The 25,107-nt window shown below is 50.9% G+C and carries 24 protein-coding genes; 13 read left to right on the plus strand and 11 right to left on the minus strand.

Going from position 1 to position 25,107, the window contains the following annotated elements:
- Positions 1–10 precede the first annotated feature (10 nt).
- Positions 11–454 carry a low molecular weight phosphatase family protein gene (locus AAGJ81_07655; protein ID MEM0966004.1) on the plus strand — a complete coding sequence of 148 codons (444 nt, stop codon included), beginning with the start codon at positions 11–13 and terminating at the stop codon, positions 452–454.
- Positions 451–912, plus strand: a complete 462-nt coding sequence (locus AAGJ81_07660; GenBank protein MEM0966005.1) for an NUDIX domain-containing protein — start codon at positions 451–453, stop codon at positions 910–912. The genes AAGJ81_07655 and AAGJ81_07660 overlap by 4 nt, the downstream gene beginning before the upstream one ends.
- Positions 913–1,020: 108 nt before the next feature.
- On the opposite strand, the gene AAGJ81_07665 is transcribed toward AAGJ81_07660, so the two are convergent.
- The 5 genes from AAGJ81_07665 to AAGJ81_07685 all read right to left on the minus strand — a co-directional run bounded on the left by AAGJ81_07665 (position 1,021) and on the right by AAGJ81_07685 (position 4,982).
- Positions 1,021–1,623 (minus strand): CPBP family intramembrane glutamic endopeptidase, encoded by a 603-nt coding sequence (locus AAGJ81_07665; GenBank protein MEM0966006.1) that lies wholly within the window; start codon positions 1,621–1,623, stop codon positions 1,021–1,023.
- Between the two features lie 85 nt (positions 1,624–1,708).
- Positions 1,709–2,479, minus strand: a complete 771-nt coding sequence (locus tag AAGJ81_07670; GenBank protein ID MEM0966007.1) for an ABC transporter permease — start codon at positions 2,477–2,479, stop codon at positions 1,709–1,711.
- Positions 2,469–3,365 (minus strand): ABC transporter ATP-binding protein, encoded by an 897-nt coding sequence (locus tag AAGJ81_07675; protein ID MEM0966008.1) that lies wholly within the window; start codon positions 3,363–3,365, stop codon positions 2,469–2,471. Before AAGJ81_07675 ends, AAGJ81_07670 begins: the two co-directional genes overlap by 11 nt.
- Before the next feature lie 61 nt (positions 3,366–3,426).
- Complete coding sequence (locus AAGJ81_07680) at positions 3,427–4,497, minus strand: agmatine deiminase family protein (GenBank protein ID MEM0966009.1); 1,071 nt, start codon at positions 4,495–4,497, stop codon at positions 3,427–3,429.
- Positions 4,494–4,982, minus strand: a complete 489-nt coding sequence (locus AAGJ81_07685; protein MEM0966010.1) for a hypothetical protein — start codon at positions 4,980–4,982, stop codon at positions 4,494–4,496. The genes AAGJ81_07680 and AAGJ81_07685 overlap by 4 nt, the downstream gene beginning before the upstream one ends.
- A 163-nt stretch (positions 4,983–5,145) precedes the next feature.
- Between AAGJ81_07685 and AAGJ81_07690 the strand changes: the two genes are divergently transcribed.
- The 5 genes from AAGJ81_07690 to AAGJ81_07710 all read left to right on the plus strand — a co-directional run bounded on the left by AAGJ81_07690 (position 5,146) and on the right by AAGJ81_07710 (position 10,243).
- Positions 5,146–5,496 (plus strand): cytotoxic translational repressor of toxin-antitoxin stability system, encoded by a 351-nt coding sequence (locus tag AAGJ81_07690; GenBank protein ID MEM0966011.1) that lies wholly within the window; start codon positions 5,146–5,148, stop codon positions 5,494–5,496.
- A 270-nt stretch (positions 5,497–5,766) separates the two neighbouring features.
- Positions 5,767–6,897, plus strand: a complete 1,131-nt coding sequence (gene dnaN / locus AAGJ81_07695) for a DNA polymerase III subunit beta (protein ID MEM0966012.1) — start codon at positions 5,767–5,769, stop codon at positions 6,895–6,897.
- A 51-nt stretch (positions 6,898–6,948) separates the two neighbouring features.
- Positions 6,949–7,848 (plus strand): hypothetical protein, encoded by a 900-nt coding sequence (locus AAGJ81_07700; GenBank protein ID MEM0966013.1) that lies wholly within the window; start codon positions 6,949–6,951, stop codon positions 7,846–7,848.
- Complete coding sequence (gene hisC / locus AAGJ81_07705) at positions 7,845–8,945, plus strand: histidinol-phosphate transaminase (GenBank protein MEM0966014.1); 1,101 nt, start codon at positions 7,845–7,847, stop codon at positions 8,943–8,945. Before AAGJ81_07700 ends, hisC begins: the two co-directional genes overlap by 4 nt.
- Positions 8,924–10,243 (plus strand): hemolysin family protein, encoded by a 1,320-nt coding sequence (locus tag AAGJ81_07710; GenBank protein MEM0966015.1) that lies wholly within the window; start codon positions 8,924–8,926, stop codon positions 10,241–10,243. Before hisC ends, AAGJ81_07710 begins: the two co-directional genes overlap by 22 nt.
- On the opposite strand, the gene AAGJ81_07715 is transcribed toward AAGJ81_07710, so the two are convergent.
- Positions 10,240–11,895: a hypothetical protein gene (locus tag AAGJ81_07715; GenBank protein ID MEM0966016.1), complete on the minus strand. Its 1,656-nt coding sequence runs from the start codon at positions 11,893–11,895 to the stop codon at positions 10,240–10,242. The two genes, AAGJ81_07710 and AAGJ81_07715, sit on opposite strands and share 4 nt — an antisense overlap.
- Before the next feature lie 110 nt (positions 11,896–12,005).
- Here AAGJ81_07715 and AAGJ81_07720 point away from each other — a divergent pair, with 110 nt between their 5' ends.
- The 3 genes from AAGJ81_07720 (at position 12,006) to AAGJ81_07730 (ending at position 16,152) form a co-directional block, all read left to right on the plus strand.
- A complete protein-coding gene (locus AAGJ81_07720; protein MEM0966017.1) occupies positions 12,006–13,130 on the plus strand; it encodes an outer membrane beta-barrel protein in 1,125 nt (374 codons plus the stop codon).
- 62 nt (positions 13,131–13,192) lie between these two features.
- Positions 13,193–13,852 (plus strand): polysaccharide biosynthesis/export family protein, encoded by a 660-nt coding sequence (locus tag AAGJ81_07725; protein MEM0966018.1) that lies wholly within the window; start codon positions 13,193–13,195, stop codon positions 13,850–13,852.
- Between the two features lie 14 nt (positions 13,853–13,866).
- Positions 13,867–16,152, plus strand: coding sequence for a polysaccharide biosynthesis tyrosine autokinase (locus AAGJ81_07730; protein MEM0966019.1), 2,286 nt, complete (start codon positions 13,867–13,869; stop codon positions 16,150–16,152).
- A 21-nt stretch (positions 16,153–16,173) separates the two neighbouring features.
- Here AAGJ81_07730 and gmk read toward each other — a convergent pair whose 3' ends face one another.
- From gmk to AAGJ81_07750, 4 genes are read right to left on the minus strand one after another with little or no spacing between them, the layout of a single operon-like run.
- The gene (gmk, locus tag AAGJ81_07735) at positions 16,174–16,776 is read right to left on the minus strand and encodes a guanylate kinase (GenBank protein ID MEM0966020.1); all 603 of its coding nucleotides are present in this window, start codon (positions 16,774–16,776) and stop codon (positions 16,174–16,176) included.
- 28 nt (positions 16,777–16,804) lie between these two features.
- Entirely contained in the window at positions 16,805–17,347 is a 543-nt protein-coding gene (locus AAGJ81_07740; protein ID MEM0966021.1) for a hypothetical protein, read from the minus strand.
- Positions 17,344–18,732: a tRNA (N6-isopentenyl adenosine(37)-C2)-methylthiotransferase MiaB gene (gene miaB, locus AAGJ81_07745; protein ID MEM0966022.1), complete on the minus strand. Its 1,389-nt coding sequence runs from the start codon at positions 18,730–18,732 to the stop codon at positions 17,344–17,346. The genes AAGJ81_07740 and miaB overlap by 4 nt, the downstream gene beginning before the upstream one ends.
- Positions 18,729–20,096, minus strand: a complete 1,368-nt coding sequence (locus tag AAGJ81_07750) for an SDR family NAD(P)-dependent oxidoreductase (GenBank protein ID MEM0966023.1) — start codon at positions 20,094–20,096, stop codon at positions 18,729–18,731. Before AAGJ81_07750 ends, miaB begins: the two co-directional genes overlap by 4 nt.
- Positions 20,097–20,105: 9 nt before the next feature.
- Between AAGJ81_07750 and AAGJ81_07755 the strand changes: the two genes are divergently transcribed.
- Positions 20,106–20,945, plus strand: coding sequence for a histone deacetylase (locus tag AAGJ81_07755; GenBank protein MEM0966024.1), 840 nt, complete (start codon positions 20,106–20,108; stop codon positions 20,943–20,945).
- Between the two features lie 7 nt (positions 20,946–20,952).
- Here the strand turns inward: AAGJ81_07755 and AAGJ81_07760 are convergent, their stop codons facing one another.
- Positions 20,953–22,305: a sigma 54-interacting transcriptional regulator gene (locus AAGJ81_07760; protein ID MEM0966025.1), complete on the minus strand. Its 1,353-nt coding sequence runs from the start codon at positions 22,303–22,305 to the stop codon at positions 20,953–20,955.
- 257 nt (positions 22,306–22,562) lie between these two features.
- Here AAGJ81_07760 and AAGJ81_07765 point away from each other — a divergent pair, with 257 nt between their 5' ends.
- Together AAGJ81_07765 and AAGJ81_07770 are read left to right on the plus strand one after the other, a co-directional pair.
- A complete protein-coding gene (locus tag AAGJ81_07765) occupies positions 22,563–24,614 on the plus strand; it encodes a VIT and VWA domain-containing protein (protein MEM0966026.1) in 2,052 nt (683 codons plus the stop codon).
- 217 nt (positions 24,615–24,831) lie between these two features.
- Positions 24,832–25,107: a hypothetical protein gene (locus tag AAGJ81_07770; protein MEM0966027.1), complete on the plus strand. Its 276-nt coding sequence runs from the start codon at positions 24,832–24,834 to the stop codon at positions 25,105–25,107.

Below are 25,107 nucleotides of genomic sequence, written 5' to 3' on the forward strand. Positions count from 1 at the left end.
CCACCTTTCGATGCCTGCTGTCCTCTTTATTTGCACTGCCAACTACTACCGCTCGCGATTCGCTGAATCCGTCTTCAACCATTTGGCTAACCGTAAAGGCCTCGATTGGAGGGCTTTTTCGAGGGGAATTATTCCAGAAGAAGCACCGGAGGGCCTATCTCCCCATGCCGCGAATGGTCTGAAAATTGTCAAGGTAGACCCTGAATTCATCTCAAAGACAAAGACCCCCCTTAGCGAAAGCGACTTCACGGCGGCAGATCGCATCATCGCACTGAAGAAAGACGAGCATGAACCCATGCTCACCGAGCGGTTCGCCGATTTTGTCAATCGAGTCGAGTTTTGGGATGTCAGCGACATTCCGCTGGTCTCCCCTCCGCAAGCCATGTTGCAGATCAAGGAGGGCGTGGAAAAGCTTATCGAGGAGCTTGAGGCACAGTCAAAACAGACGGAATGAAGTGGATTCGCCATGCCTGCCGGGCGGTTATCATCCGAAACCACCGGTTGCTAGCGATTAAAATGTGTGATCGCAGCGGCATATTTTACGTCCTACCCGGAGGAGGTCAGATCCACGGAGAAACGATGCGGGAAGGTCTCGTTAGGGAGTGCCGAGAGGAAATCAACCTCGATGTTCGCGTGGGCAGACTGCTGTACGTCCGCGAGTATATTGGTAGAAACCACAACTTCTCGAAATTCCACCGCGACTTCCATCAAGTGGAAACCGTGTTTTCCTGTTCCATTCCCGAGGACGCTGAGCCTTCTCCCGGCACCGAAACGGATCGCAAACAGATCGGCATAGAATGGCTGGACCTCAAGACCCTCACCTCGGTCAGATTCCTTCCCACAGATGCCGTTTCAGTGATCCAGAAAGAACTGGAACTAGAAAACGATCTCTATCTCGGGGATATCAATTGAATTTCTGCTTTTCCGGCAGGGATTCACTCGAAATTCAAGGTCGCGGCGACATCCCTGCGGGAGAGGTGGAAACTCGGCGCCGTGAGACAGTGATCGAGAGGAGTCTCCCTACCAAACCAAGAATCCCTGGTATCCTTTTATCGCCCAAACCGAGGCGTTCGAAACGGCATGAGCGACGAAGCATGGGAGCAGCGAATGGCTCTTGTTACCAAACGAAAAGCGAACCACATAAAACCATAGACTATTCGCGAAAACGGCGGCGGTGCTAAAAACGCCTTTTGCCGTCCACTCAATCGAGAGCTTCCCCTCTTCCCAAGTCCACAGGTAAGGGTGGATGACCGCGAAAAGAAATGAAAAGGTAACAACACTTCCGACCAGCCAAGCTTTTCCCTTTTGGTCGATCACCAAGTAACCCCTGAACACCAACTCTTCAATCACAGCTGCTGCCAAGAGCGGGACTATAGCGATTGCCGCCAATTCGGACTGCTCTGCTGTAAGTCCGAGGAGACTCTCGCCCCAAGTCTCGAGAAGCGTGATGACTAACCCTCCAGCACCCGCGATCAATACTGTGCGGGTCGGAGCGAGGGTCGCGCCAGGAAACCCGGTCTGGCTTTTTGAACGCACATCCGAAGCCCACAAATACAAGACCACAAGCGCAGCAGCACCATAAAAAAGACCCATCACCCATCCGCCTGGTTGCAGAAAGTTCATCCTAGCAATCAAGCGAACGCCGGTTGCTATGGGAAGGGAAAAGCACTACCACTCATCCGGTCAGCCTCTGGCCGTCTCATCGCCTCTACTGGACCAGGCGTTTTCGGATCCGGTGAAACGCGACCGCTCCGAGTACGAGTGTGAACGCCAAAAGGATGGTGCCATGCCAAAGGTAGGTAACAAAAACTCCATTACCCCAGACCGTCATCTGAATCAGTCGCACTCCATGATAAAACGGTGAAAACTGGACCACGTATTCAAGGACGGGAATCCCAGACACCGGGAAGAATATCCCCGAAAGATAAAAGATCGGGGAGATTAGGAAGGAGTATATGGTTTGAAACTGGTTGATGTTGCGAACGAAAGACGAAGCGATCAATCCGATCCCGCCGCAAGATAAAGAGACCAGTCCGGCAAGAAGCGGGCACCAGACCAAGGCCGCTGGATTGGGCAGCAATCCAAAAGCCAACAAGACAATGGAAACCCCCAAGGCCATCAGAGCTGCACGAATAAACACCCAAATAAACTCACCGAGGATCACCTCGTTGACGCCGATGGGGGTTGTGAGCATGGCCTTGAAAACCGACTCGAATGTCAAGGTGACGTAGAAACCATAGCTACATTCAAAAAATGCGGTGAACAGGGCTATCGTTGCGATCATGCCTGGAGCCAAATACCCGGCATAGCTCAATCCATCGATTTCGCCTATGAATGGGGACAACCCAAATCCCAAAGCCAGAAGGATCAGGGCTGGGTCCGCGATACTAGGAGAAATATTGGCCAAAAAATCCTTGCGGTACACCGTCCAGTTGCGGACTACCACCTGCCATGCCAATCGCAAACTCTCAGAAACCATTGTCATCCTCTTCCAATACTCGACCTGTCAGTTTCAGGTAAACGTCTTCCAGGTTAGTCGGCCGGAGCTGGCGGGCCTCAAGACCCACTTCTTTCTGCAGTTCAATTAAATCATCGAATCTGGGTGCCCGGACGCAGAACTGTTCGCCCTGAGGGTAGATCTCCCAGTCCGCATTTGCAAAACGGCGCAGGGTGGCCTCGCCCTCTCCCGGAAAAATACCCACGTATCCGGGTGTTTCCCGATCAATCAGTTCTCTCGGTTTTCCGTTGGCTACGAAACGCCCGTTGTTCATGACCACAATGCGGTCGCAGAGTGCTTCTGCTTCGTGCATGTAATGAGTAGTTACCAGGACTGTCCTACCTTCTTTTCGCAGGTCCGCGACCGTATCCCAAAGCAAATGACGGACAGAGGGATCGAGACCTGTCGTTGGCTCGTCGAGGATTAGTAGTTCCGGGTTAGACAGTAGGGCACGAACGAAAGTGAGCCGTCGCTTCATTCCACCCGAGAGGGTCCGAATTTCCGCATTCCGTTTCTTGTCCAAGGCCATGTAGCCCAGTAATTCCTCGATCCTCTTCGTCGAGTTCGCTCTCCCCAAGCCCTCAAACCTCGCGTAGAGCTGCATGTTCTCCACTACCGTAAGCCCCTCGTCGAGAGCGTTTTCCTGAGGAACAACCCCTATTCTCCGTTTGATTGCACGATCATCTGAGGCGGGATCGAGTCCAAAAACCAAGAGCTCGCCGGACGTCCGTCTCACCACTCCATAAAGGCACCCGATAAAGGTAGACTTTCCCGCTCCGTTCGGACCCAACAAACCAACGCAATCTCCCCGACCAACCTCCAGCTCGAAGCCTTCCAGTGCTGTAAATGAGCCAAATTTCTTGGTCACATTTTTAGCTCGTATGACCGTATCCGATAACATCCGCCGAAGAGCCCGTTACTCGTATCTTTTAAAGTGGAATCGGTTGAGTGTAGCAGTGAATGCCACCTCCAGCTTGAGCGAGACCGACTGCTTTCAAGGGAACAACCTCGAAAAACTGTCTGACGATTTCGAGTGCGGTTTCTTCCTCTTCTGATTCTCCCGAAACCGGAACGTAAGCGATCGAACCTCCGCTACCAATGTAGAAATTCATCGTCACAACGTTACCCGCCAGTGGTACCTCAACCACCTCCAAACTGTGGGCCAAAAGTGTTTTCTTGGCGTCCTGGCAAATCTGGTAATTTACATCCGACCTATCGTCAGTTGTGTGGAGTAAAACAGTGTCTTCCGAAACAAACTTCAGCAACCCGTCCACGTGCCCATCAGTAATAGGGTCAGGCATTAAGCCACTTTCGATCCAAATGATTTCTTCGAGGCTCAGCATCTCTTTCAGCTCATTTTCCACATCCTCCTTAGACCAATTCGTTCGGTTTGGATTGAGAACGCTGGATTCGGTCACAATACCGATACCTCCAGCCATCTCGATGGATCCTCCTTCCAACACGAGATCCGAATGAAAGATCGGCCACCCCATTTCCCTAGAAATTTTATCTCTGGAATGAACGTCTGCTCTCCACCCCGGGTATTTTCTGCCCCAGCCGTTGAACCGAAACCCTGCCGAAGCTAGCTCGCCCCCAGGACCTTTTAGAACCATCGGAGCGGTGTCTCTCGCCCAATCGATTGAAAATGGACCCACTCGGATGGTGAGATTAGGAGTTTCTCCAATGAATCTCCGACACTCTTCTTCATCTGAGGAATAACAAAATACAGTCACCGGCTCATTTTCCGCAATCGCCCTTGCTATTGCTGCGAATTCCTCCCGTAGGCCGGTTGCATCTCTTCCGTATTGGTGCTTTTGCGGGAAGATCATCATGGTTCCCTGCCTCTCCTCCCATTCATCGGGAAACGTAAACCCAAGGGATTTCGGTGAATCCGGCTCCGCACCCCTAACCACGATGCCCACTGAAACCACAAAAGTTAGGATCCATCCAATAGAGAATCGTTGGAATAAATCTCTATGGCTCGCGATTCTCAATATCATATCGCCTCTTCATCAGGAGCACCATCCCCTCCGAAAGTGAGGATGCCACTGCTGTACTCTGAACCAAAACTGATCCGTAAGCTGTAAACTTGATAGACTGCGGATAGGACATCATCCGAATCCAATGAACGCAGCGGATGAATGTAGGCTGCGTACAAGACACCTCCACTCACTGCATACCGCGCATCCAGCGCACTGTGAAAGTTAGACTCCATCATCTTATCTTTCTCATTTTCAGTTACTTCTGTATATCGCGTGATCGGGGATATGATTCTCATGCGATTGTGTGGTTCGTCATAAATGCACACCAACTGCAGGTTACGAAACTCGAACTCGATCCAATTTTTACCGACGACAACCTCATCTCCCGCCAGTTCGCGAATAAGATCCTCGAGACGCTCGCCCGTCATAGAATCGACGTCGCTGAAAAGGTTTGTGGTAAACCCAAATAAGAGGGTTAGAAATGCTAGTGTCTTTTCTTTCATTAGAAATAACTCCTTTCCCAAAAGCCTGTTGAAACCGTGTTTTGCCCGCAAGACTCAAGAAACACCACCTACCCTATGCTTCTACACGGTCCGGCACTAAGCATTGAAACTCAACGGTTTCGGTTTGCCAGAACGAACGATCCTGCCATTCTCAGAATTTCCTATGTTCCAAGTCAACTTCAGCGAACAAAGCATTCGTCAGCTCGACGGGTTGGATAAATTCGTTCAGATGGGCTTGGTTGAGCAAATTAGCTCCCTCACCGCCGAAAATCTTAAAGAGCTAAACGAGTCCCTCGGGAAATTCCATCGGAACGGAAAGACTCTTTACCGACTTCGTGCGGGCGAGTACCGACTCTATTTTGAGAGGCATGAAGGTACTCTCTTTTGCCACTACGTCCTCCATAAAAATACCCTGACTGATTTCATCTATCGGTTTAAGCTTCCCATTTCGGAAGAGCAGATGCTCGAGCAGCATGATTCCTTCTGGAAATACTTGGAGACCCTCAAGAAATGACGAAGCCCTGTGTGAACAACACTGTGGAGATCCGGTTGAAGTGGCCGTTGGTGCTCTGTAATAAGTCGACTTGTTCAGATTTTTCCCATCCCATTCAGGCGTGGCGTAACAGAATTGTTGCGAAATAGAAGGTGTTTAGAGCATTGGCATGCAGCGATTTGTGTTTTTATCCACAGTATCCACAGACCATAATAAGAATAATACTGTACTCTTTATTTTCCTCCTATTCTTCATCTAAACTAGGTAGAACGGCACTTCTCTCACTTCATTATGAAATTCAAAGTTAATCGTGACCATTTCAGCAATGGGCTCAATCAGGTCCTCAATGTCGTGAGTGCTCGGCCCACTATGCCGATTCTACGCAACGTTCTGGTAGAAGCGTCCGATGGGATGGTCACCTTCAAAACCACTAATCTAGATCTGGCTATTCGATGCTCGATAAAGGCGGAGATTGAGGAAGAGGGAGGTATGACTTTGCCGGTTAGGAAACTGTCCTCCATTTTTCGGGAGCTTCCCAACCTCGAGGTTTTTGTCGAAACGGATTCTAAGCCATCGGCGAGGATCAAGAGTGGAGGGTCCAGCTACCAAATTCTCGGGATTGCTGCAGACGAGTTTCCACCCCTGCCGACTTTCAACGACCAACACGAATTTCAGCTACCGCAGGATGAGGTCCTCTCTATGCTGAGGAGCGTATCCTACGCGCAATCTTCCGATGAGACCCGTTACATCTTGAATGGAGTCTTTTTCAATTTTGCCGGAGACAAACTAACGATGGTAGCAACGGACGGCAGGCGGCTGGCGATGGTTGGATTCGATGTTCCTGTCGACGATGGTAAGGCAGGGCATTTGATTCTTCCTGCCAAGACTGTTGCCGAGCTGGAACGGCTGCTTGGCCAGGGCGAGTCGGTCAAAATTACTTTTAACGACCGTCAAGTGGCCTTTGAAGTGGAGCTGAACGAGAGCTCGAAGGAAAGCGGCTTAGTTGAGAGTCTCTATCTGGTTTCAAAAACCGTGGAAGGTCGTTACCCGGACTATCAGCAGGTGATACCGAAGGAGACCGAGCACCGAGTGCGGATTGAGCGTGAATTGATGCAGGAATGTGTTCATCGAGCCGCGCTTGTGATCAGCGAAAAGAGTAACTCCGTGAAACTGAAGATATCCGAAAATCTTTTGGAGATTAGCGGTCGGAGCGCTGAGTATGGAGAGTCTCATGAGTCAATGGCTATCAAGTATGAAGGGCCAGAGGTTCAAATCGCTTTCAATCCACAGTTTCTCCTCGATCCATTGAAAGCAGTGGATCAGGACGAAGTGTATCTAGAGTTTAAAGACGAGCTAAGCCCAGGTGTATTTAAAACACTGGAGAACTTCCTTTGTGTGGTAATGCCGTTACGGCTGAATTGAGGAAAATGCCGTTTCAGACCAACCATAGGGTTGGATTAAAACCGGAGAGTTATGACTGATTCGGTGGTAGGCATTTTGGTCGTTGGCTTGGCAGGCCTTCTACTCGCTGTAACGTTAAGAGTCCGCCAGATCCCAACATTTTCCCTGGTCCTCCTGTCAAGGTGGTTACGCTGGATTCTTTTTGGATTCGGAATGGCCTATCTTGCAAGGCTCTGGTTTGAATCGGACCGGCCCTACTGGGCTTTGGCACCCTCGTTTCTTCTACTGTGGATCCTTATTGAGAGCGTCTACACTTGGTTGGTCGTAAGAGCTTTGAGTTTGAGCAATATCCCGGTTTATCCTTCCTATCGTTCCACTGACCGGGAAGTGACCTGGCCCGTAGCGCGGGATTACCTTCGTATCAAGGATGAGATTCACTCTTTGGGTTTCGAGGTGCGGAGTAGTTTATCAGCTGATTTGAGCGGAGAGATTGAAATGGGTTCTATTCTCTACCTAAACAAAGACGGAAATATTCGGCTCCAAGTGATATTTGCGCCAAGGGCGACGGGTCGCCCGGCCGTCTTTTGCGTTTATTCAAGTTATTCTGTGAACAATCGTTGGGTCACGGACAATGCCTGGCTTCCTCACGGCGGAGTGTTTCCTGAGGAATGGAACGTGTTACGGAAACCTTTTAATGGAAGTCCGAAGGCCCTTCTTGGTATACACCGAAAGGAGCTGGAGCAGGCAAAAGAAGATCTCGGGAAGTTTGTCGAAGACCCCGAAGAGTTGATAGACCAGTTGAACGAAGAGCAAGGTGTCCTTGACCGTGAGAGCACGGAAAAGGGAATCCTCTTCCCTCGAGGAATGAGACCGGAGCTGGGTAAACTCACCGGAGACGGTCGTTATCGAGTTTGGAAGCAGATACTGCTGCTCAACTACCTCGGCCGAGTGGGTAAAGAAGCAGCGAAGTGAACGAAGACGATTTACTTCACCCTTCTATTGCTGCATGCCCCATCTATGAGCCGGGTCTACCGATTGAAGAGGTCGTGCTCAGGAAGGGTCTGGATCCTTCGAAGATCGTCAAATTGGCATCGAATGAGAATCCGCTGGGTCCATCGCCCCTAGCCATTGAACGACTGAAAGGTTCTTTGAGAGGGTTGCACCTATACCCGGACGGAGGTGCCTTTTCGCTGAGAGAAAAACTGGCAGAGAAATTCAATCTCGACCCCAACCAAATCCTGGCGGGAAATGGTTCGAATGAGATTCTGGAAATGATCGCTACTGCGTATCTTCAACCAGGTGAGAATGCTGTCATGGGGCAATACGGTTTTGTCGTCTATCGATTGGCAACTTTGCACGCAAAGGCAGAAGCCCGGGCCGTTCAGATGCCGAACCTCGTTCATGATCTCGACCGATTCGCTAATAATATCGATGAACGCACGAAGGTAGTATTCCTCGCCAATCCAAATAACCCGACAGGCGATTTGGTTCCGAGGAGGCAAGTCATGGATTTTGTCGAAGGACTACCCGAGCACGTTCTCTTTTGCTATGACGAGGCCTACGTGGAATATCTTGAGGATCCGGTCGACTTTCGTCCTTTGATTCGGGAAGGCCGACGAATCATCTGCGTCAGAACTTTTTCCAAAATTCATGGCCTTGCAGGGCTTCGGATTGGTTTTGCCTATTCGACGCCTTCAATCGTTGCGAGCCTTCAGCGGGTTAGGCAACCGTTCAATGTGGGAAGCGGTGCACAGCAGGCGGCAATTGGTGCTTTGGACGATTACGAACACCAGAGCAGGACGCGTCAGTTAAATCTGGAAAGTTTGGATTATTTTGAAGGGAAAATGCGAGAGATAGGGTGCACCTTCAGACGAAGTGATGCGAATTTCGTCTTGGTGAAGGTGGACTCTGCCCGAGAGTGTTTTGAAGACTTTCTTGATGAAGGCGTGATCGTTCGTCCTCTGGATGGCTACGGATTGGGAGACTACATCAGAGTATCGACAGGCACGATGATGGAGAATAGGAGATTCCTCGAAGTGCTAACCTCTTGGGTGAGGAATCAACGATGACGCTTAGCCTCTCTATGCTCGTGCCGATTCTCTTGGTGTACGCGTTGCTAGTGGCTGTGGAATTTTCACTGGTAAGAATCCGTTATTCTCACATCACCCCTGAGACTTACGACCGTATCACGCGGCCTCGATTAATTGGCGCGCTCGTTAAAGAACCGGACAGAACAGCGCGAGGTTTGAGGTTTGGAAGGGTCCTGCTGATTTTGTTTTGGAGCGGTTCTTTCTTCACAGCATCTAAACCAATCTGGCTCTCTCTCTATGGGTCGCTCGGCGTGTTTTTGGGCGGGTTCATCTACCTTTGCTGGTGTTTCCTGGCAGGTGCCGTCTTTTATGTCCTAGCGGAACTGCTACCCCGAGCCATAGCGATTCGCAGTCCAGAAAAGGTGCTCAGTCGGAGCGGAAGCGTGGTATCCCTTTCGCTTTTGTTTCTTAGGCCAGTTCTTTGGGTGATTGGAAGGCTGAAAGAAAGAGTCTACGGTCTCCTTCAGCTAAACCTCGACAACGACCTTAATCCTCTCGATATCGAGGTGCAACTGCGGGCGTTGGGCGAGGATCATGTCGTCCTGTCTCCCTTAGTTCGTAAGATTATCGACAAAGCTATCCAGATGCCGGAGCTTGATGTTTCTGACGTCCTCCTCCCGCGAAACCAAGTGCACTGGATTGATTTGCACGAGTCCCCCAAAGAGAGTCTAGCTCTAGCGAGGAAAGCAGGACATACCCGATTTCCGCTGGTAGAGGGAGATCTGGATCATTGCCTCGGGATTATTCACATTAAAGATGTCTTTCGGAGTCCGTTAGCCGATCACGAGATCGATTGGCGAAAGATTCGTCGCCCGATCACCACCTTGGGCCTCAAAGACGATCTTCTTGAGGCGCTCCAAAGACTCTTGGGACTTAAAGTCCACATGGCATTGGTTGTGGATGAGTTTGGTGGGGCAGTTGGAGTCGTTACGCTGGAGAGGATTTTGGAAGAGTTGGTGGGAGAAATTCAGGACGAGTTTGATATGGAGGATGAAGAGATAATTCACCTCGGAGTAAACCAGTTTACGGTTGCGGGTCTGACGCCCATTCACGACCTCGAGGAGCGGCTCGATGTCGAGATGGAGAGAGACGACGTTTCGACATTTTCCGGTTTGATTACTTCTGAATTAGGACGCATCCCGGAAAAGGGGGAAGAAATTCACTACGGCCCGCTGAGTATCCGAATCACAGAGGTCGACGAAAAGCGGGTGATCTTTACTGAAGTCACCGTTGCTTTACCGACTGACGAAGACGAGCAGAATGAGGGGGGACGTTAAGACCCGATCGTTGTAGAGGGACTGACGATGAGCTCTTCGATCCGAAGCAAGAGGGTTTCCCTGTCGCTAAGAAAGAGATGTCGGTCGCTTCCTAGTTCTTGATAAGCCTCAGTGAGAACCTCCTGATTGGGAACCCTCATCCTCAACAGATCTCGGAGGTGATCCACAAAGTCGCGACTTTTCCCCATGGTAATGTCATTCAAAACAAGGGTCGCTAAGACTGGCTGATCGGCGGGATTTCGCTGGTAGCTCTCGGTGAGGATCTCGTTGGCAATATCTGGAGCACCGAGTTCGTCAAACATCCTCGCGACGGCGATGTGAGTCTGTGGGCGGATTTGGTCAGATTTTAAGAATTCCCGCACAAAAATCTGTGCGTCAAGAGTTCTCCCCGCTCCGTGTAATGCTAGAGCGCGCAGACCGTCTTCAAGCGATTGCAAGCGACTGAGCCACTCTGGTTTTTCTTCCCGAAGTTGATCTGAAAACGCAAGTGCGTCGTCATATTCCCCTCCCCTAATCAATGATTCCTGGAGCAAGAGAGTGAAGGGAGCGATGCCCAGATCGCCTTGGAGGGCAAGGTCGTAGGAAATCCGAGCAATATCCGTGCGGCCGGTTTCGGCGGCGAATTGAGCGAGAGGGAACGCGCTTTCGTTTGCCGGGAACTCCGCGACGATCTCTTCCACTCGCGGCAGGACCATTCCTTTGCCCTCAGTTGCTTCCAGCGCATATAATTGGTCAATCCGCGGGCCTACCTTCTCGGGAAACCGAATGCTCCGAATGGTAGCGTGACGAAGAATGAGGTCCCATTCCTCATCCTCGCGGTAGAATCGCATAAGGGCACTGAAAATATCATCTCTATCGGGATTTTGTTGAAGAGCTCGGTGGAGTATCGCGATTGCACGATCTCTAAGACCGCGATTCCATCGTATCTGCGCAAGAAGGATTTGGCCCTGTGGGCTCTGAATAAGACCAAATTCATCCAAGAGGCGCTCCGCCTCTTGGTAGTTTCCTCGAAAAATATTCGCCTGGATAGTCGAGAAAGCGATCAAAGCCGCCTCTTGGCTGTTGGCTGGAAGTTTGGGAAGAAGTTCGGTGGAGAGTTCTTTAATGCGATCATCAAACTGATGGAGAAGTAAAATGCGGAAAAGTGGTTGCAGATAGGAAGGTTGGAGAAACTCTGGGTTTTCGTCGGCATACTGAAGTCCCGTTTCCAGAATCTCTGCTGCTAGATCGGGTCTCTGCAATCCGGATTCAAAGATTTGGGCTAGCACGACTCTTCCTTCAGCATTGGCTTTGGACCTCGCTATACCGATGCGAAGCAAATGAAGAGCGGATCGGAGATCCTGCGCTTGAACCGCCTCCAACCCCCTTTTGACGTGAAAGTCTCCCATCTCTACGCGGTGGTCGTCCATTCGGAAAGGCAACACCAGCATCTTTGGATAGCTGACGGCTTCAAATCCGTGTCGGTGTTTGAAGAAAAGGTAGAGAACCCCTGCACCCGCAAACCAAGCTACAGCCAAAAGCAGAACGAGTGCTGTCAAGACCCGCGACCAGAGGATCCGCAACTGGACCGGACGATTCGGCTCTCGAGTGAGTTTCCCGAATCCAAAGAGTGCGGGTGCCTCAAAAATAGAGTTTTGTTTCGAAGGTGGCATAAGCAGAAGGTCGGGTACTTTGAGTCTAAACTAGAATAGATCAAGTCCTAGAAGGGACTTGACGGAGCTCGTCGATGGAATCATCGTTCAAGTCTCTTCCTGCTACTACTATGAAAAATCTATTTCTCTCTGCTGGGCTTTTCTGCGCCCCACTGTCCACAGTTTTCGGATCGCCTCTTCTTTCGATAGGCGACCACGCGGATCTATTCGCCGAGCTCGACGGATCCGTAGCTTACACGGACAACCTGACTCTCGATGCGAGCAACGAACTCGATGATGTCCGGTTCATCGTGCAGCCAGGATTGGCCTTGGAGATTGGAAGGGGTCTGACCAATGTCGATGCGAGCCTGAACGCGATGTATGGCTTCGTGAGGTATGCTGATAACAGCGATTTCGATACAGAGCTTTGGAATGTTGTTGGAAACGCAGCATTTCGTGGGCCTCGATACAATCTAGGAGTGAGTGGTGGATACATCGAGAAGCAGCAGAACGAGAATGACGTTAACGCTGTCCAGACGTTGGTCTTGCAACAGACCGCCTTTGCTAACGGCAACATAAGGTATGAGCTTTCAGAAAAGTTTGCTCTCGGTGTGGCTGGCCGATTTGACAACATTACCTACGACGGCGGAAACAATCTCGATCGCGATATCTATGCGGTTCCAGTCGATCTGTTCTATGAGCTAACTCCGAAGCTGGATGCGTCCGTAGGATTTCGTTACCGTCAAACCGACGTAGAAAGCGGACAGGACTTTGACGATTACTTTTACAACTTGGGGTTGACTGGAGCGTTGACGGAAAAATTCTCGACAACCGCCAGGATCGGGTATCAAGAACGGGAGTTTGATGGCAGCAACGACAGCGAGGGCACACTAACCCTGATTTCCAGCTCTGATCTTGATGTTTCTCCTCGAGCTACTGCGCGCCTGGTTCTCAACCGTGATTTTGCGACAAGCGGTGATGGACAATCAGTTGAGCGAACTAGCGTTCGAGGCACACTTTTCTACCTGATCACACCGAAACTCACTACCGACATCACCGGTTCGTATACAGTGAGTGACTATCAAACTTCTTCCCGAGAGGACGATACTTATCTCGTGCGTCTTGGTGGTAGCTATCGTTTCAATTCACTGGTTTCGCTAAACGCATTTTACACTTATCGAGACAACGATTCTAATCTCAACCCAGCGAGCTATACCGAAAACCTGTTCCAAGTAGGGGCAAGCCTCCGGTATTAGAGTCATGGGAGATCTAGACTTGTTTTGGTGGTATCGCGCTGGCATAACCGGCGCCACCCACGATGAAACCGAATAAGAATCTCTTTCTCTTGGCAGGAGCGATCGTTTGCGGAACCGTATACTCGCAAGACGACCCACTTTCCTCAAGCACAGGAGTCCCAGTCAATCCGCCGTCTTCAGGTGACGTGGCGGTGCGAGGTGGAGTCCCAGTGGCCCCTCCGAACTATAAAATCCAGCCATCAGATATTCTTTCTATCCAAGTGTTTCAGCAGCAGGATTTGGACAAAGACTCAAGAGTGGAGGCCGATGGAACGATAACTCTCCACCTCATTGGGAGGGTGAATGTGCAGGGGCTTACAGTCGGCGAGGCCAGAGAAAAAGTGACTGAGCTTTACAACCGCGACTTCCTGGTAAATCCCCAGGTGGATCTGCAGGTGACGCAGTTCAAGTTGGAGCAGGTCCAGGTTTTGGGGCAAGTTAGAAATCCTGGTGCAATCGGTATTCCCCCCGACGAGGACCTTTCGTTACTACAGGCGGTTTCGCGTGCTGGAGGTTTCACCCGCTTGGCGAGGAAAGGCTCTGTGCAGATCCGTCGGGAGATTGACGATGAAGAGACTAGAGTCTTTGTGATCAACGCATCAGACATGATTAGTGATCCTGATTCTGAGGTGTTTATCCTTCGCGACGGAGACATCGTCTTTGTTGAAGAGCGTTTGATTTAGGAAAAATCTCCAAAATGCCTAAGAACGAAAACAAGGTGCCGTACGGTGAGGGGTACGGAGGATATGGCGATTACGGTTACGAGGTGGGTCAGACCCAGAGGAATCTAGCCGATTACTTGGTGCTGTTGCGGGAACGGGTTTGGTATATTGTAATCATTTTTTTGGTAATGGTGACCGGTGTCTCCCTATACACCTTTAAGAAAACCAAACTATATACTGCCGGAACATTAATCGAAATCTACAGAGACGACCCGGGCCCGATGGGGGGAACCTCGGGCGATATTGACCTAAGTCAGATCCGATCTGCAGAGGATCTGAACACTGAGATAAATTTTCTAAACAGCGGAAGACTGATTGAAGCAGTCAACAAGAGAATTACGGGTCCTGAACGAGAGGCTTTCATGGCCCCTTATGAGGACACCGTCACATTTTCAGGACCTCTTACGCCTCTCGAAATTCTGGGTAGAAACCGTGATGTAACACCGGCGAGGCTGTCGCTCAATGTGTATCTGTCTTATACCCACCCAGACCCAGCAATAGCCGCGGATATCGCCAACATCTTTGCCGAGGAATATGTCGCTTTCAGTCTCAACCGAGGCTTGGAGTTGACGATTCAGGCGGTTGAAAATTTGAGGAGAGAGGCTGAGGCAAAACAATCTGTCGTTGATGATCTGGAGGCTCAGTTGGCGCAGTACCGCCGGGAAAATGACGCGGTTTCAATAGACCGAGGGGAAAATGTAGCGCTGAGAGAACTTGAAATTTTGACAGGTCGCCTAAATACCGCAGAGTCAGCTTACGCGAACGCAAAAATCCAGTGGGACTTAGTCCAAGAGTTTGAGGCAGAAGATCGGCCGCTTTGGGAGCTGGACTTCATCTCGGTGATTCCCCTTGTCAATGACCTCCTTTCTCGCCGGGCAAACGCGATGATCAATTACTCGACCCTCGGTAAACGGTACCGCGAAAAACACCCTATAATGATTGAGGCAACGGAGAATCTCGCGCAGATTGATATCGAGCTTGATGCTGCAGTAGATATCTCGAAATCGGGTTTCCGAGCGATTTACGAACAAGCTGAATTGAACTTAGTCTCAGCCCAAGAGGCTCTGGCGAGGAGTGAGGATAAAATGCTTCGGTTGGCGGAAGTTCGCACTGGTTATAACTCGATCCTGCGCGAATTTCAGGTTGCTCAGGCAAGTTACCAGCAACTCATTTCACAACTTCAGACACGGGAAGCAGAAACCAGCTGGAAGACGGCCCAAGCAGAGATTATTGATCGAGCTGCAATCCCTCTTAGACCGAGTTCTCCCAACGTCCTACTCAATCTTGCTTTGGGAGTCATTGGGGGCCTTGGATTGGGTGTCGGGTTCGCTTTTGTCCTAGCATTGTTAGATAATCGCGTTAAGAGTGCCTACGATGTGGAGGAGCTTGTGGGGCTTCCGCTATTGGGAATCGTCCCCAAAATTGATCGTCGGCTGTCTTCTCCCGATCGTGCCCGGGCAGTTCTGACCAATCTCGACAGTAAGGTAACAGAATCTTTCCGGACAATCCACTCTTCGATTTCGCTGAGCGATGAGGGTAAACTTGCCCAAGTGATTGCGGTTACCAGCACTCTTCCGGCGGAAGGCAAATCGTTTATCGCAACAAATCTCGCACTTACTTTTGCAGGACAGGGACAGAGAACGCTGATTGTTGATTGCGATATGCGCCTTCCCAACGTTGCGAAATCGTTCGGCCTGAAGCCAAAGACAGGAATGTACGATTTCTTCTTTGGAGAAAAGTCTCTTGACGAAGTGATCATTAGAGAGGTTGCACCAAACTGCGATATCTTGCCTACAGAGAGGGCTCCCGACAACCCAACGCAGGTCCTGAACAGTGTCGAATTTGAGCAGCTGCTAATCCAGCTGAGACATTCTTATCACAAGATTGTCATAGACTCACCTCCCGTTGGAGCTGTGAGTGATACTCTCTGCTTGCTTCCGTTGATTGATGGAGTGGCGTTTGTTCTTAAGTTTAACGATGTTAAGAAGAAGGCCGCTAAATCTGCGGTTCGGACCCTTAGTGAATCCGAGACACCCGTCTTTGGAGCGGTGATGAATGCGATTAGTGCGAAGATGTCGAACTATTACTATTCACACTATTACGATTACAGTTACCACGATTACTATTACACCAAGAATCCAGGAGAACGGCAGTCTCTCAAAGAAAAGAGCGGACCTAACTCTCCTACCCCATCAGGCCAAGTTCCTCTCGAAGAAGATGGCACTCAGAGCAAGGTTACCGAGCCTGCAGGCAAGGCCTAGAATTTATATTTGAGCTTAGCTTTAACGGCGAGGCCTCATTTTTTCTGCAAGGTATATAGCCCGGACACGATCAAAGTCTTCATCCTTGGAACTGGTTTCGAGCAGGTAGTGAAACTCTTTGGCTGACTGTAGTTCAGTCCTTGCGGTCTCTATCCTTCTTTCAATTTCTTCCGTGGAGTCTGTTCCTCGCGCTTTGAGGCGGGTCCTGAGCTCATCAAGGCTCGGCGGTTGAATAAAGATAGTCACCACCCGATTGCGGAGCCATTCAACGGACTCCGCTTTTTCGAGAACCTGCCGCATCCCCTGAACGTCGATACTCAGCAACACGTCTTGAGCATTTTGAAACCGCCGGACCACCTCCGCTTTGGGAGTTCCATAGGCTCGCCCATGGACGAGTGCCCATTCGAGCAACTCATCGTTCTCGACCTTTTGTTCGAACTGCTCCTGTGAGAAAAAGAAGTAATCTTCACCGTCAAGCTCGCCTGCTCTCATTTCCCGAGTCGTTGCGGTGACGATCCGTTCGAGCGTGTCAAACTCTGCAAGAAGCCGGTTGCAAAGAGTAGTCTTTCCGCTTCCTGCCGGCCCGGACAGAATGAAAAGAAGGGGAGTCTCGCTGGATTCCATGGTTCGCGTTCGCCTCCGATAGAAGGTTTTAACCAGTAAAGGTCAGCGCCAGCAAGCAGAGCAAAGCTCCATAGGCAGAGGCCACCAGAGCGACGATTCTACGCAACTTCGGTGCTCCATTGATCTTGTCGATCCAGTCTCTTACGCGATAAGGGGCAGCAGCGAGGTAGAGGCAGACAACGACGACAAAGTAGGCAAATAGAGCTAGGAAAAACTTTGTGTCATACGGCTCAAAATAAGCTGCTGAAAGGAGTTGCCCAGCGAATAGGAGGCCTAAAACGGACAAAGCACGGATACCTAGAAAATCCGGAACGGTAAACCATGCCCCCACCGCCAAAAGTGCGAAAAAGACCATTAATATCTCCTTGTACTTTCCAAAATCTGCCTCACCAAGTTGGCTGACGTTGACGAGAACAATTGCAGATGCGGCAACGAGAAGAACAAAGGTCGCTGGTTTGGATCGAGGGAACCTTTGTAAAAGATGGCGCATCTTCTCTGAGTAGGTCCAAAGGTAAATTCCGATGATCAGCAGGATAGCACCTGCAACGACAGAGGCGACTGCAAGACTCATAGAATGGAAAGTTCTCTTTCTGTTTCGTTGACACCCGTGAGCACGGGTGCGCCAAACAAGGTACTCACTGTGGCAGATTGGATTTCGACAAATACCAACTCACCCACTTGCCTGGGCTTTCCCGGGAAGACTACTTTACGGAAACCACGGGTACGTCCGACAAACATCCCCTCCCCTTTCCGGGCGGGTCCCTCTACCAGAATCTCAATTTTTTTGCCGATGAGAGCTCGATTACGCTCCAGCGAGTGCCTCCCGAGAATTTCGAGAAGCACCTGGTTTCGCCTTTCTTTTTCCTCTTGAGGAACCTGATCTTCCATTTCTGCAGCAGGAGTTCCAGTCCGAGGGCTGTATTTGAAGATAAACGCCATGTCGAAGCGAAGCTCCTCAAACAATCGTCTGGTTTCTTCAAAGTCTTCTTCGGTTTCTCCGGGAAACCCTACAATAACATCGGTGGAGAAGTACATTTCGTTTACCGCACCCCGCAGTGCAGCGACGATCCCACGGTACTTCTCTACCGTGTACGGCCGTTTCATGGCCCTAAGAATGCGATCAGAGCCACTTTGCAAGGGCAGGTGAACATACTCACACAATTTCGGAAGATCGCGATAGGCTTGCACTAAGTCCTCGCGAAAACCTCTCGGATGCGGCGAGGTAAACCGGATGCGCTCAATTCCCCGAATATCGTTCACTTGCTCCAGCAACTGCACGAACGGAGTCTTGCCACCGACTCTGGGAAATTCTCTTTGCCCGTAGCTGGTGACGATTTGGCCGAGAAGGGTAACCTCCTTGGTTCCTGCGGCCGCGAGTTCTTCCACCTCCTGAATGATATCATCTATCGGGCGAGCCCGCTCAGAGCCTCTCGTGGTGGGAACAATGCAAAAGCTGCATCTCATGTTGCACCCCTGCATGATGGAGACAAAGGCGGAAACCTTATCTTTCTCGGAATCATGATGCTTGATCTCATTCTGAGATGCCTTTTCCTCATCCAGATCGATGATTGTAGTAGGCTTCGGGCCCTGTCCCTCCAGACTCTCAATGAGTCGATCCAGATGATCGGGCACCCGGTGGAACTTTTGCGTTCCCACAACAAGATCCAAATCCGGAAGGCGGTCGAGCAATTCTTTACCTCGATTCTGGGCCATACACCCCATAATCCCCAAAAGAAAGTTGGGGTTCTGGCGTTTTCTCCTGCGGAGATATCCCGCCTTTCCAATGGCCTTCTGTTCCGCCTGATCCCGAACACTGCAGGTGTTTAGTAAAACAGTGTCTGCCTGATTCTCCTCATAGACAATTGAATAGCCTCTCGCACGCAGAAGCGCAGCAACAGCTTCAGAGTCACGTTCGTTCATCTGGCAGCCGTAGGTCTTAATATAGACGCGATTCATGAGGGTGGGTCAGATGTTTCTTTGGTATCGGCTTCTGGTTTTGCAACCTTTCTTGCGCGGGTAGGTTTCTTTCTGGCTACCTTTTTTGTCGTTTGTTTCCGCGTCTTTTTCTTGGCTTTCTGGTCGTCAACGACTGTTGTCGCTTCGGCTGCTTTCTCTGGTGAGAAGCTATCGCTGGATCTTTCCGTTGGAGTTTTTTCCTCTCCAGGCCTTTCGGCCAGGGTCTCTTTGTTCTTTGTTCTGGTTCGGGAGGGTCGCCTCCGGCGTTTGGCTTTTTTTGAAGAAGTTTTCTTCTGTGAAATGGACTCTGAATACTCCGCGATCTCTTCTTCTGGGTAGCGCTCGTCGTTTTCCCCTTCGCCATCCGTTATGTCTTTTACCTCGGCAATTTGCACGTAGTGACGTGGCTTCTCAGTTGGAATCAGAATTAAATCCTTCTCAGATTCCTCTTCAACGGACAAAACCGTGGTCTGATAGGGGTCGACTCGTGAAATTAGGTTGGGAAGTTTCGTCACCGGACCTACTCCACGTGGGGTAATGTCTAGTTCCCGAAGGACGCAGGTTTCTTTTTGGCGGAGAATCGTCTCAAACGCGCCTGATACTGCATCCGCGATTTGATAGGTATCGTCATCTCCTGCAACGTCCTCGTCGGGAACAGCGAAAAGGATGCGAGCTGTCCTAAGTCCATGAACTGCGTTCTGTGAGAAGAGATCATCGTAAGCTCTACGCACCAAGTCTTCGCAGTATCCAGCAGCAACCACGAGATCCTTATTTACAGGTCTCCGGTGGGCCTGAATCAAAAAACCTTTACTTTGAATTAGGGCGGGAAGGCAGATTGACGCCGCTAACATAGGTTCGGTGAGGCAGGCACTTATCCGGCGAACCAGTTGCTCTGGCGAGAGTTTCTCCCAACCCGCGACCAGTTCTGCACCACCTAGTCCAACAAGAAGGTCAATTCTAGTTTCAGTTTTTACGATCTCGTCGAGCGCGTTTTTCAGTTCGGACAGTTTCCCAGGTCCGCACGGATGAGCGATGTAATAGCGTTCGTCGTAAGCGGAAGGGTTAGGGTTTTGCCCAAGTGCGTGGATGCGAAAACCCATCTTTAGTAGGGTTCGACAAGCCGCATCGCCGAAGCGACTGTCGGCACCGGTTACGATTGCGACGTCCATTTCGAAAAGGTTGACGATCAAGGTTATGAATGAGGAGGTCAACAGACATATGGAGGGGCGATCCCCGAGAAAGTGCCGGTTGATCGTGCTGGCCATCTCTGACGAGTTGCGCACGGCGATTCGCTTCTCTATTACAGGAGCTCTTTGAAGGTATACTCCCACGAAGGTTATTTTTTCCCACTTCCACTGGGCCATCCGTTTCAAATGGAAAAGTTTCCGGAGGGACGGAGACTGGTCGAAAGCGGAGTTCCGCAAGCGGAGGTACTAGAGGCACGTCCAGCATCTGTAGAGGAGTTGTCGCTTGTGCACTCTAGTGAGTATTTGGCAAAAATCCGGCAGGGGACCTGGACGTCTTCAGAGGCAAAGAAGATGGGCTTGCCAGTGGATCCACTTTTGTTTCGGAGATGTGCGCTTGAGGTCGGTGGAACCGTTCTGGCCGGAGAGGCGGCGTTGACGGAAGGACTGTCGGCGAATTTAGGAGGAGGTACGCATCATGCCGCGCAAAATCGTGCCTCCGGATACTGTATTCTCAATGACGTTGCGGTGGCAATTCGTAGCTTGCGGAAACAGCGGCCTGATTTGTGGGTCATGGTGATCGATACGGATGCTCATCAGGGAGACGGAACGCACGAGATCTTTTGTGATGATCGTCGCACGTTTACGTACTCGATCCACGTGGGACCTAATTTTCCATCCAAAAAGATTTCCGGTGACATGGACGTCGCTGTAGATCGTTGGACAGACGGGCCACGGTACCTGGAGTTGCTAAAACCATCGCTTCGCAAGGTGCTCCTTGATTTCGAGCCGGATCTCGTATTCTGGGTAGCAGGAGCCGATATCCACCGCGAGGACCGCTTTGGGCAGATGGGTCTTTCGGTAACTGAAATTGAAGAGAGAAACCGCTTTGTGCTCGAGCTAGTGCTCGAGTGGAGCATACCGACCGCCATTGTTTACGGTGGAGGTTATAATCGGGATGTCTCCCTGACCAACCACCTTCACGCCTTGCCGGTTCTCCAGGCGGCGGCGTTGATCGACCGAAAGTAGGCTGCAGTTAGTTATAGTGCTTTTGTAGCGTTCGGGGATCTACTCCAAGAATATCGGCTGCTTTTCGCGTAGTGCGATGGACTTCGCGGGCCCGTCTGGCATAGAGCCCAACCCAGTCGGAGAGTGGGATCTCCGCGCTTTGATAGAGGCGGGTGATCTCAGGTGCTTCTGACGGATCCCCGATTTCATATCGGCCTGTGACCACGATGTTGCGAATTGCCTGCTCAAGTTCTCGAAAGTTTCCCGGCCATCCATACCCATCGGGAATTTGATCCCGGAGGCTCTCGCTGATCTCTGGGGCTACCGTAGCGGAGGCCGACTCGCCAAACAGATTCCTGCAGACGAAATAGACAAAGCGCTCCAAATCGTCCGGTTCATCCAAGAGGATTGAGTGAAGCGAGGGGGTCCGCACTTGGTCTCCGCACAGTCGGTAGAAGAGATCCTCCCGAAAGCGGCCTGCCTTCATTTCGGCTCCCAGATCACGATTGGTTGCTGCGATGACTTTGCCGCCGAAGGACTGGGTGCGACTCTCTCCGATTCTCTGAAATTCTCCCGATTGCAGGAGGCGGAGAAGCTTTACCTGGAGGTCCTGCCCGACGTCGCCGATCTCGTCCAAGAATACGCACCCGGAGTCTCCAGCGGTCTCGAACAGGCCTTTGCGGTCGGTATGGGCTCCAGTGAAGGAACCGCGCACATGGCCGAATAGTTCGGACTCCAAAATGGTTGGTGAGAGAGCAGACAGGTTTACGGGATAAAAGGTGGGCTGGGTCTCATTGGAAAAAAGTGCGCTCCCCGAGTCGTAGGACAGAAAGCGGGATTGGCCTATCGCTCGAGAGACTAATTCTTTTCCCGAGCCCGAAGGTCCGAGAACGAGGGTAGGAAATCGACCGACAGCTTGAAACATCCACAACTGGAATCGCTTCATGTCCCGTGTGAAAATAGACTCCCAGATGCGTCCTCGTAGGTCTTGAACTGGTTTCGCGTGACCGGTCACCGAACGTTCGATTTGATTGAATGCCCTCCGCAGTTGAAAAAAGCAGGCGAAAAGATGGGCAGGTTCGAGCCAAGCCGACTCCTCCGCCGCGGAAATAACCGTTTTTCGAGGAGCGAATTTTTCCGAAAACTTGCGAAAGACTCTTCGATTGACGGCGGACTGTGTGCCCCCGGCCTCGACGATTTTATCCAGGTCTACAATCGTCTCGTGATAGAGCCGGGATAAACAAGAGTAGGCGGCGGGCTCCTTGAACCGGGTAGGAAGCGTGTCGGCTGCGATTTGCCGGCCCACCTCTGCTTCAAAAGGATCCAGGACCTCGATAATAGCGGCTATCCTTTCCTCCCAAGAGTGAGCACTTCTTTCCATCGTGCCGAGAATCCGGCATTCAGCCGCGGAACGTTCGGGTAGAAACGGATTTGCAAAAACCAAGGTTTAAAAGCACGGGAGGATAGTAAGAAGTTGGCGAGAATGCATACAAATTCTGTATTTTAGGAATACAAAATTTGCAGTAAAAATCCAAATCTTTTGCTACTAAAGATTTTTGGATTCTATATACCGCGCAATATCAGTGTTTAATGAAAACAGAAAGATTTGTGGCATGGACAGTGTAATAGCTGTAGTCCATGAAAAATCATTCCAAGTTCATCGCACGGCTTTTTGCCGTTACCACCCTTCTGTTGGGGTCGATTTCCCACGGAGCGGGTATACTAACACCTACGGGCAGTGCGGATCTGGGAGTTCGCATGCTGGATCATCATGTCGATGTCCGAATCACTGATGGCTTTGCGCAGACCACGATCTTACAGACGTTCTCCAATCCGAACCCTCATGACGTTGAAGCACTGTACGCTTTTCCGGTTCCGGAGTCAGCAAGCCTTTCATCCGTCGTAATTCATTCGGGTGAAACGGTGTTAGAGGGAGAGGTGATTCCGCGGGAGGAAGCTGAGCGAATCTATGGCGAAGAAAAGGCGAAGGGGAACGATGTCGGAATGGCTTCGAAGGAAAGCTACCAACGGTTCGAGTTTCGCGTTTTTCCCGTTCGACCCAACGTAGAAACGAGGATCGAGGTCATTTACTATCAGCCGCTTTCCCTCGATGCGGGTATGGGGCGCTACCTCTATCCAATTGAGGAAGGAGGAACGGACGAACAGGCGGAATCGTTTTGGACACGGAACGAAGCCGTAGAGCGATCCTTTTCCGCCAATGTCCGGATCCATTCCGGATATCCACTCGATGGAGTTCGGGTAAAGGGCTTTCCGGGTGATCCGGTCCAATTGGACGAGAATACCTGGGAGTGGTCATTCTCTGATGCCGGTGGGACCTTGAATCAGGATCTGATCGTATACTATCGACTGGCCGATAATCTTCCGGGGCGCGTGGACCTTTTGTCTTACCGTAGTTCGGAAAACGATCCGGGATACTTCATGCTAACGCTGACGCCAGGAATCGATTTGGAGCCGATAAAGAATGGAGCCGACTATCTCTTCGTCCTCGACACCTCGGGGAGTATGTCCGGAAAGATTGCAACTTTGGCTGGAGGAATGGAACGGGCTTTGGGAGAACTTCGTCCCGAGGACCGTGTTTTCGTGGTAACCTTTTCCAATAACGCGACTTCGCTGACGCGGGGGTGGGTGCCTGCCACGGAGAAAGGCGTCCTTTCTCTGATTGAGAAAGTTCGCAATCTAAACTCATCCGGGGGAACCAATCTCTACGCTGGCCTCAAGGCCGGCCTCAGGGAGGTCGACGCAGATCGCCCGACCAATCTCATTCTTGTGACGGACGGAGTATCGAATCAGGGAATCCTTTCTCCGGCAAAGTTCCACGAGCTCATGAAGACGGTCGATCTGCGGTTCTTTGGATTCCTCATGGGGAATAGCGCGAATGCGCCGTTGATGAAGGTTCTTTGCGAAGCATCAGATGGATTCTCGGCTCAGGTTTCCAATGCGGACGACATTGTCGGGCAAATTCTCCTCGCGAAGGAGAAAGTCGCCTATGAGTCCCTTCTGGACGTGGAAGTGGAGTTCAAAGGCATTGGTGCTTCGGAAATCACTGAGGAATTCACCGGACGCGTGTTTCGTGGACAGCAGTTGTCGTTGTTTGGCCGATACGCGAAACCGGGAGAGGCTGAGATTGAGCTGAAAACCCGACAAACCGGTGGAGAGAAAATCTACTCCACGACGGTATTGTTTCCTGATAAGAAAATCGATTTCCCAGAACTCGAACGCCTGTGGGTCATGAGCCGGATTGAAGAAGTGGAGCTGCAGCGGGATCTGGGCCGTCTTCCGGGAGAGGAGGCATCGGATGCTATTGAAAACCTAGGCGTGGAATACCAGTTAGTGACCGACGAGACTTCGATGATCGTTCTTTCTGATGAGGGATTCATCCGTCATGGAATCGAGCGCCGAAATAGGGATAGGTTGGCTCTGGAATCCGCCGCCCAGACCGCTCGGATACAACCACCTGCATCTGGTTCGAATGCTCCGGTTCGTCCTCAAACCACGAGGGTCGATGAGAAGAAACCGATGTTTAATCAGTCTGCTCCGCGGATTGGAGGTGGAGGTGCCTTTGGCTGGGAAGCCTTGGTCCTCCTAGGCCTTCTCGTCGGGGCCGGTTGGTCGGGAAGGAAGGCTTTGGAGGCCAGAAGGCGAAACAGTTGGGACGGGAGAAACAGGTAGAGGAAAATGAGGTAAGGTTTCGCGGGCAAAAGGGGTATTTCCGAATCTCTCCATCTCCTAAGAATGGCGATAGGGAAACATCGGGAGCCCCGCCCGTGAGACCGCAACAAACGAGAATATGAACAAGGAAGATTCACGAGGCTTTCATTTATCGAGATCTTCGATTCGAGCTTTAGCGCCTCTTCTTTCGTTGTCTTTGTGCGGTTGTGAGACGTCCATGCTGATCTCGGACAGTGACATTACCGGGGCTCAACAAACGCATGAGAAGCTGATTGGTCTCCCGATTTCGTTAGCTATTGATACGGTTATGCTCCCACTCTTGTTTGGTGCTTACGTGGAGGTCGCTGGGTCACAATTGTTCGGAGACACGGATGACACTTGTGAAAGCCGGAATGTGGTGGCGATAGATTCACCGGTTGTAAACAAATCACCGAACCCTCTCGAATCTTCTCTTAACGAAGCAGACATTTGGTGGAGAAGAGATGAAAACTAG

The sequence above is a fragment of the Verrucomicrobiota bacterium genome, assembly GCA_038744685.1.
GTDB lineage: Bacteria > Verrucomicrobiota > Verrucomicrobiia > Opitutales > Puniceicoccaceae > Puniceicoccus.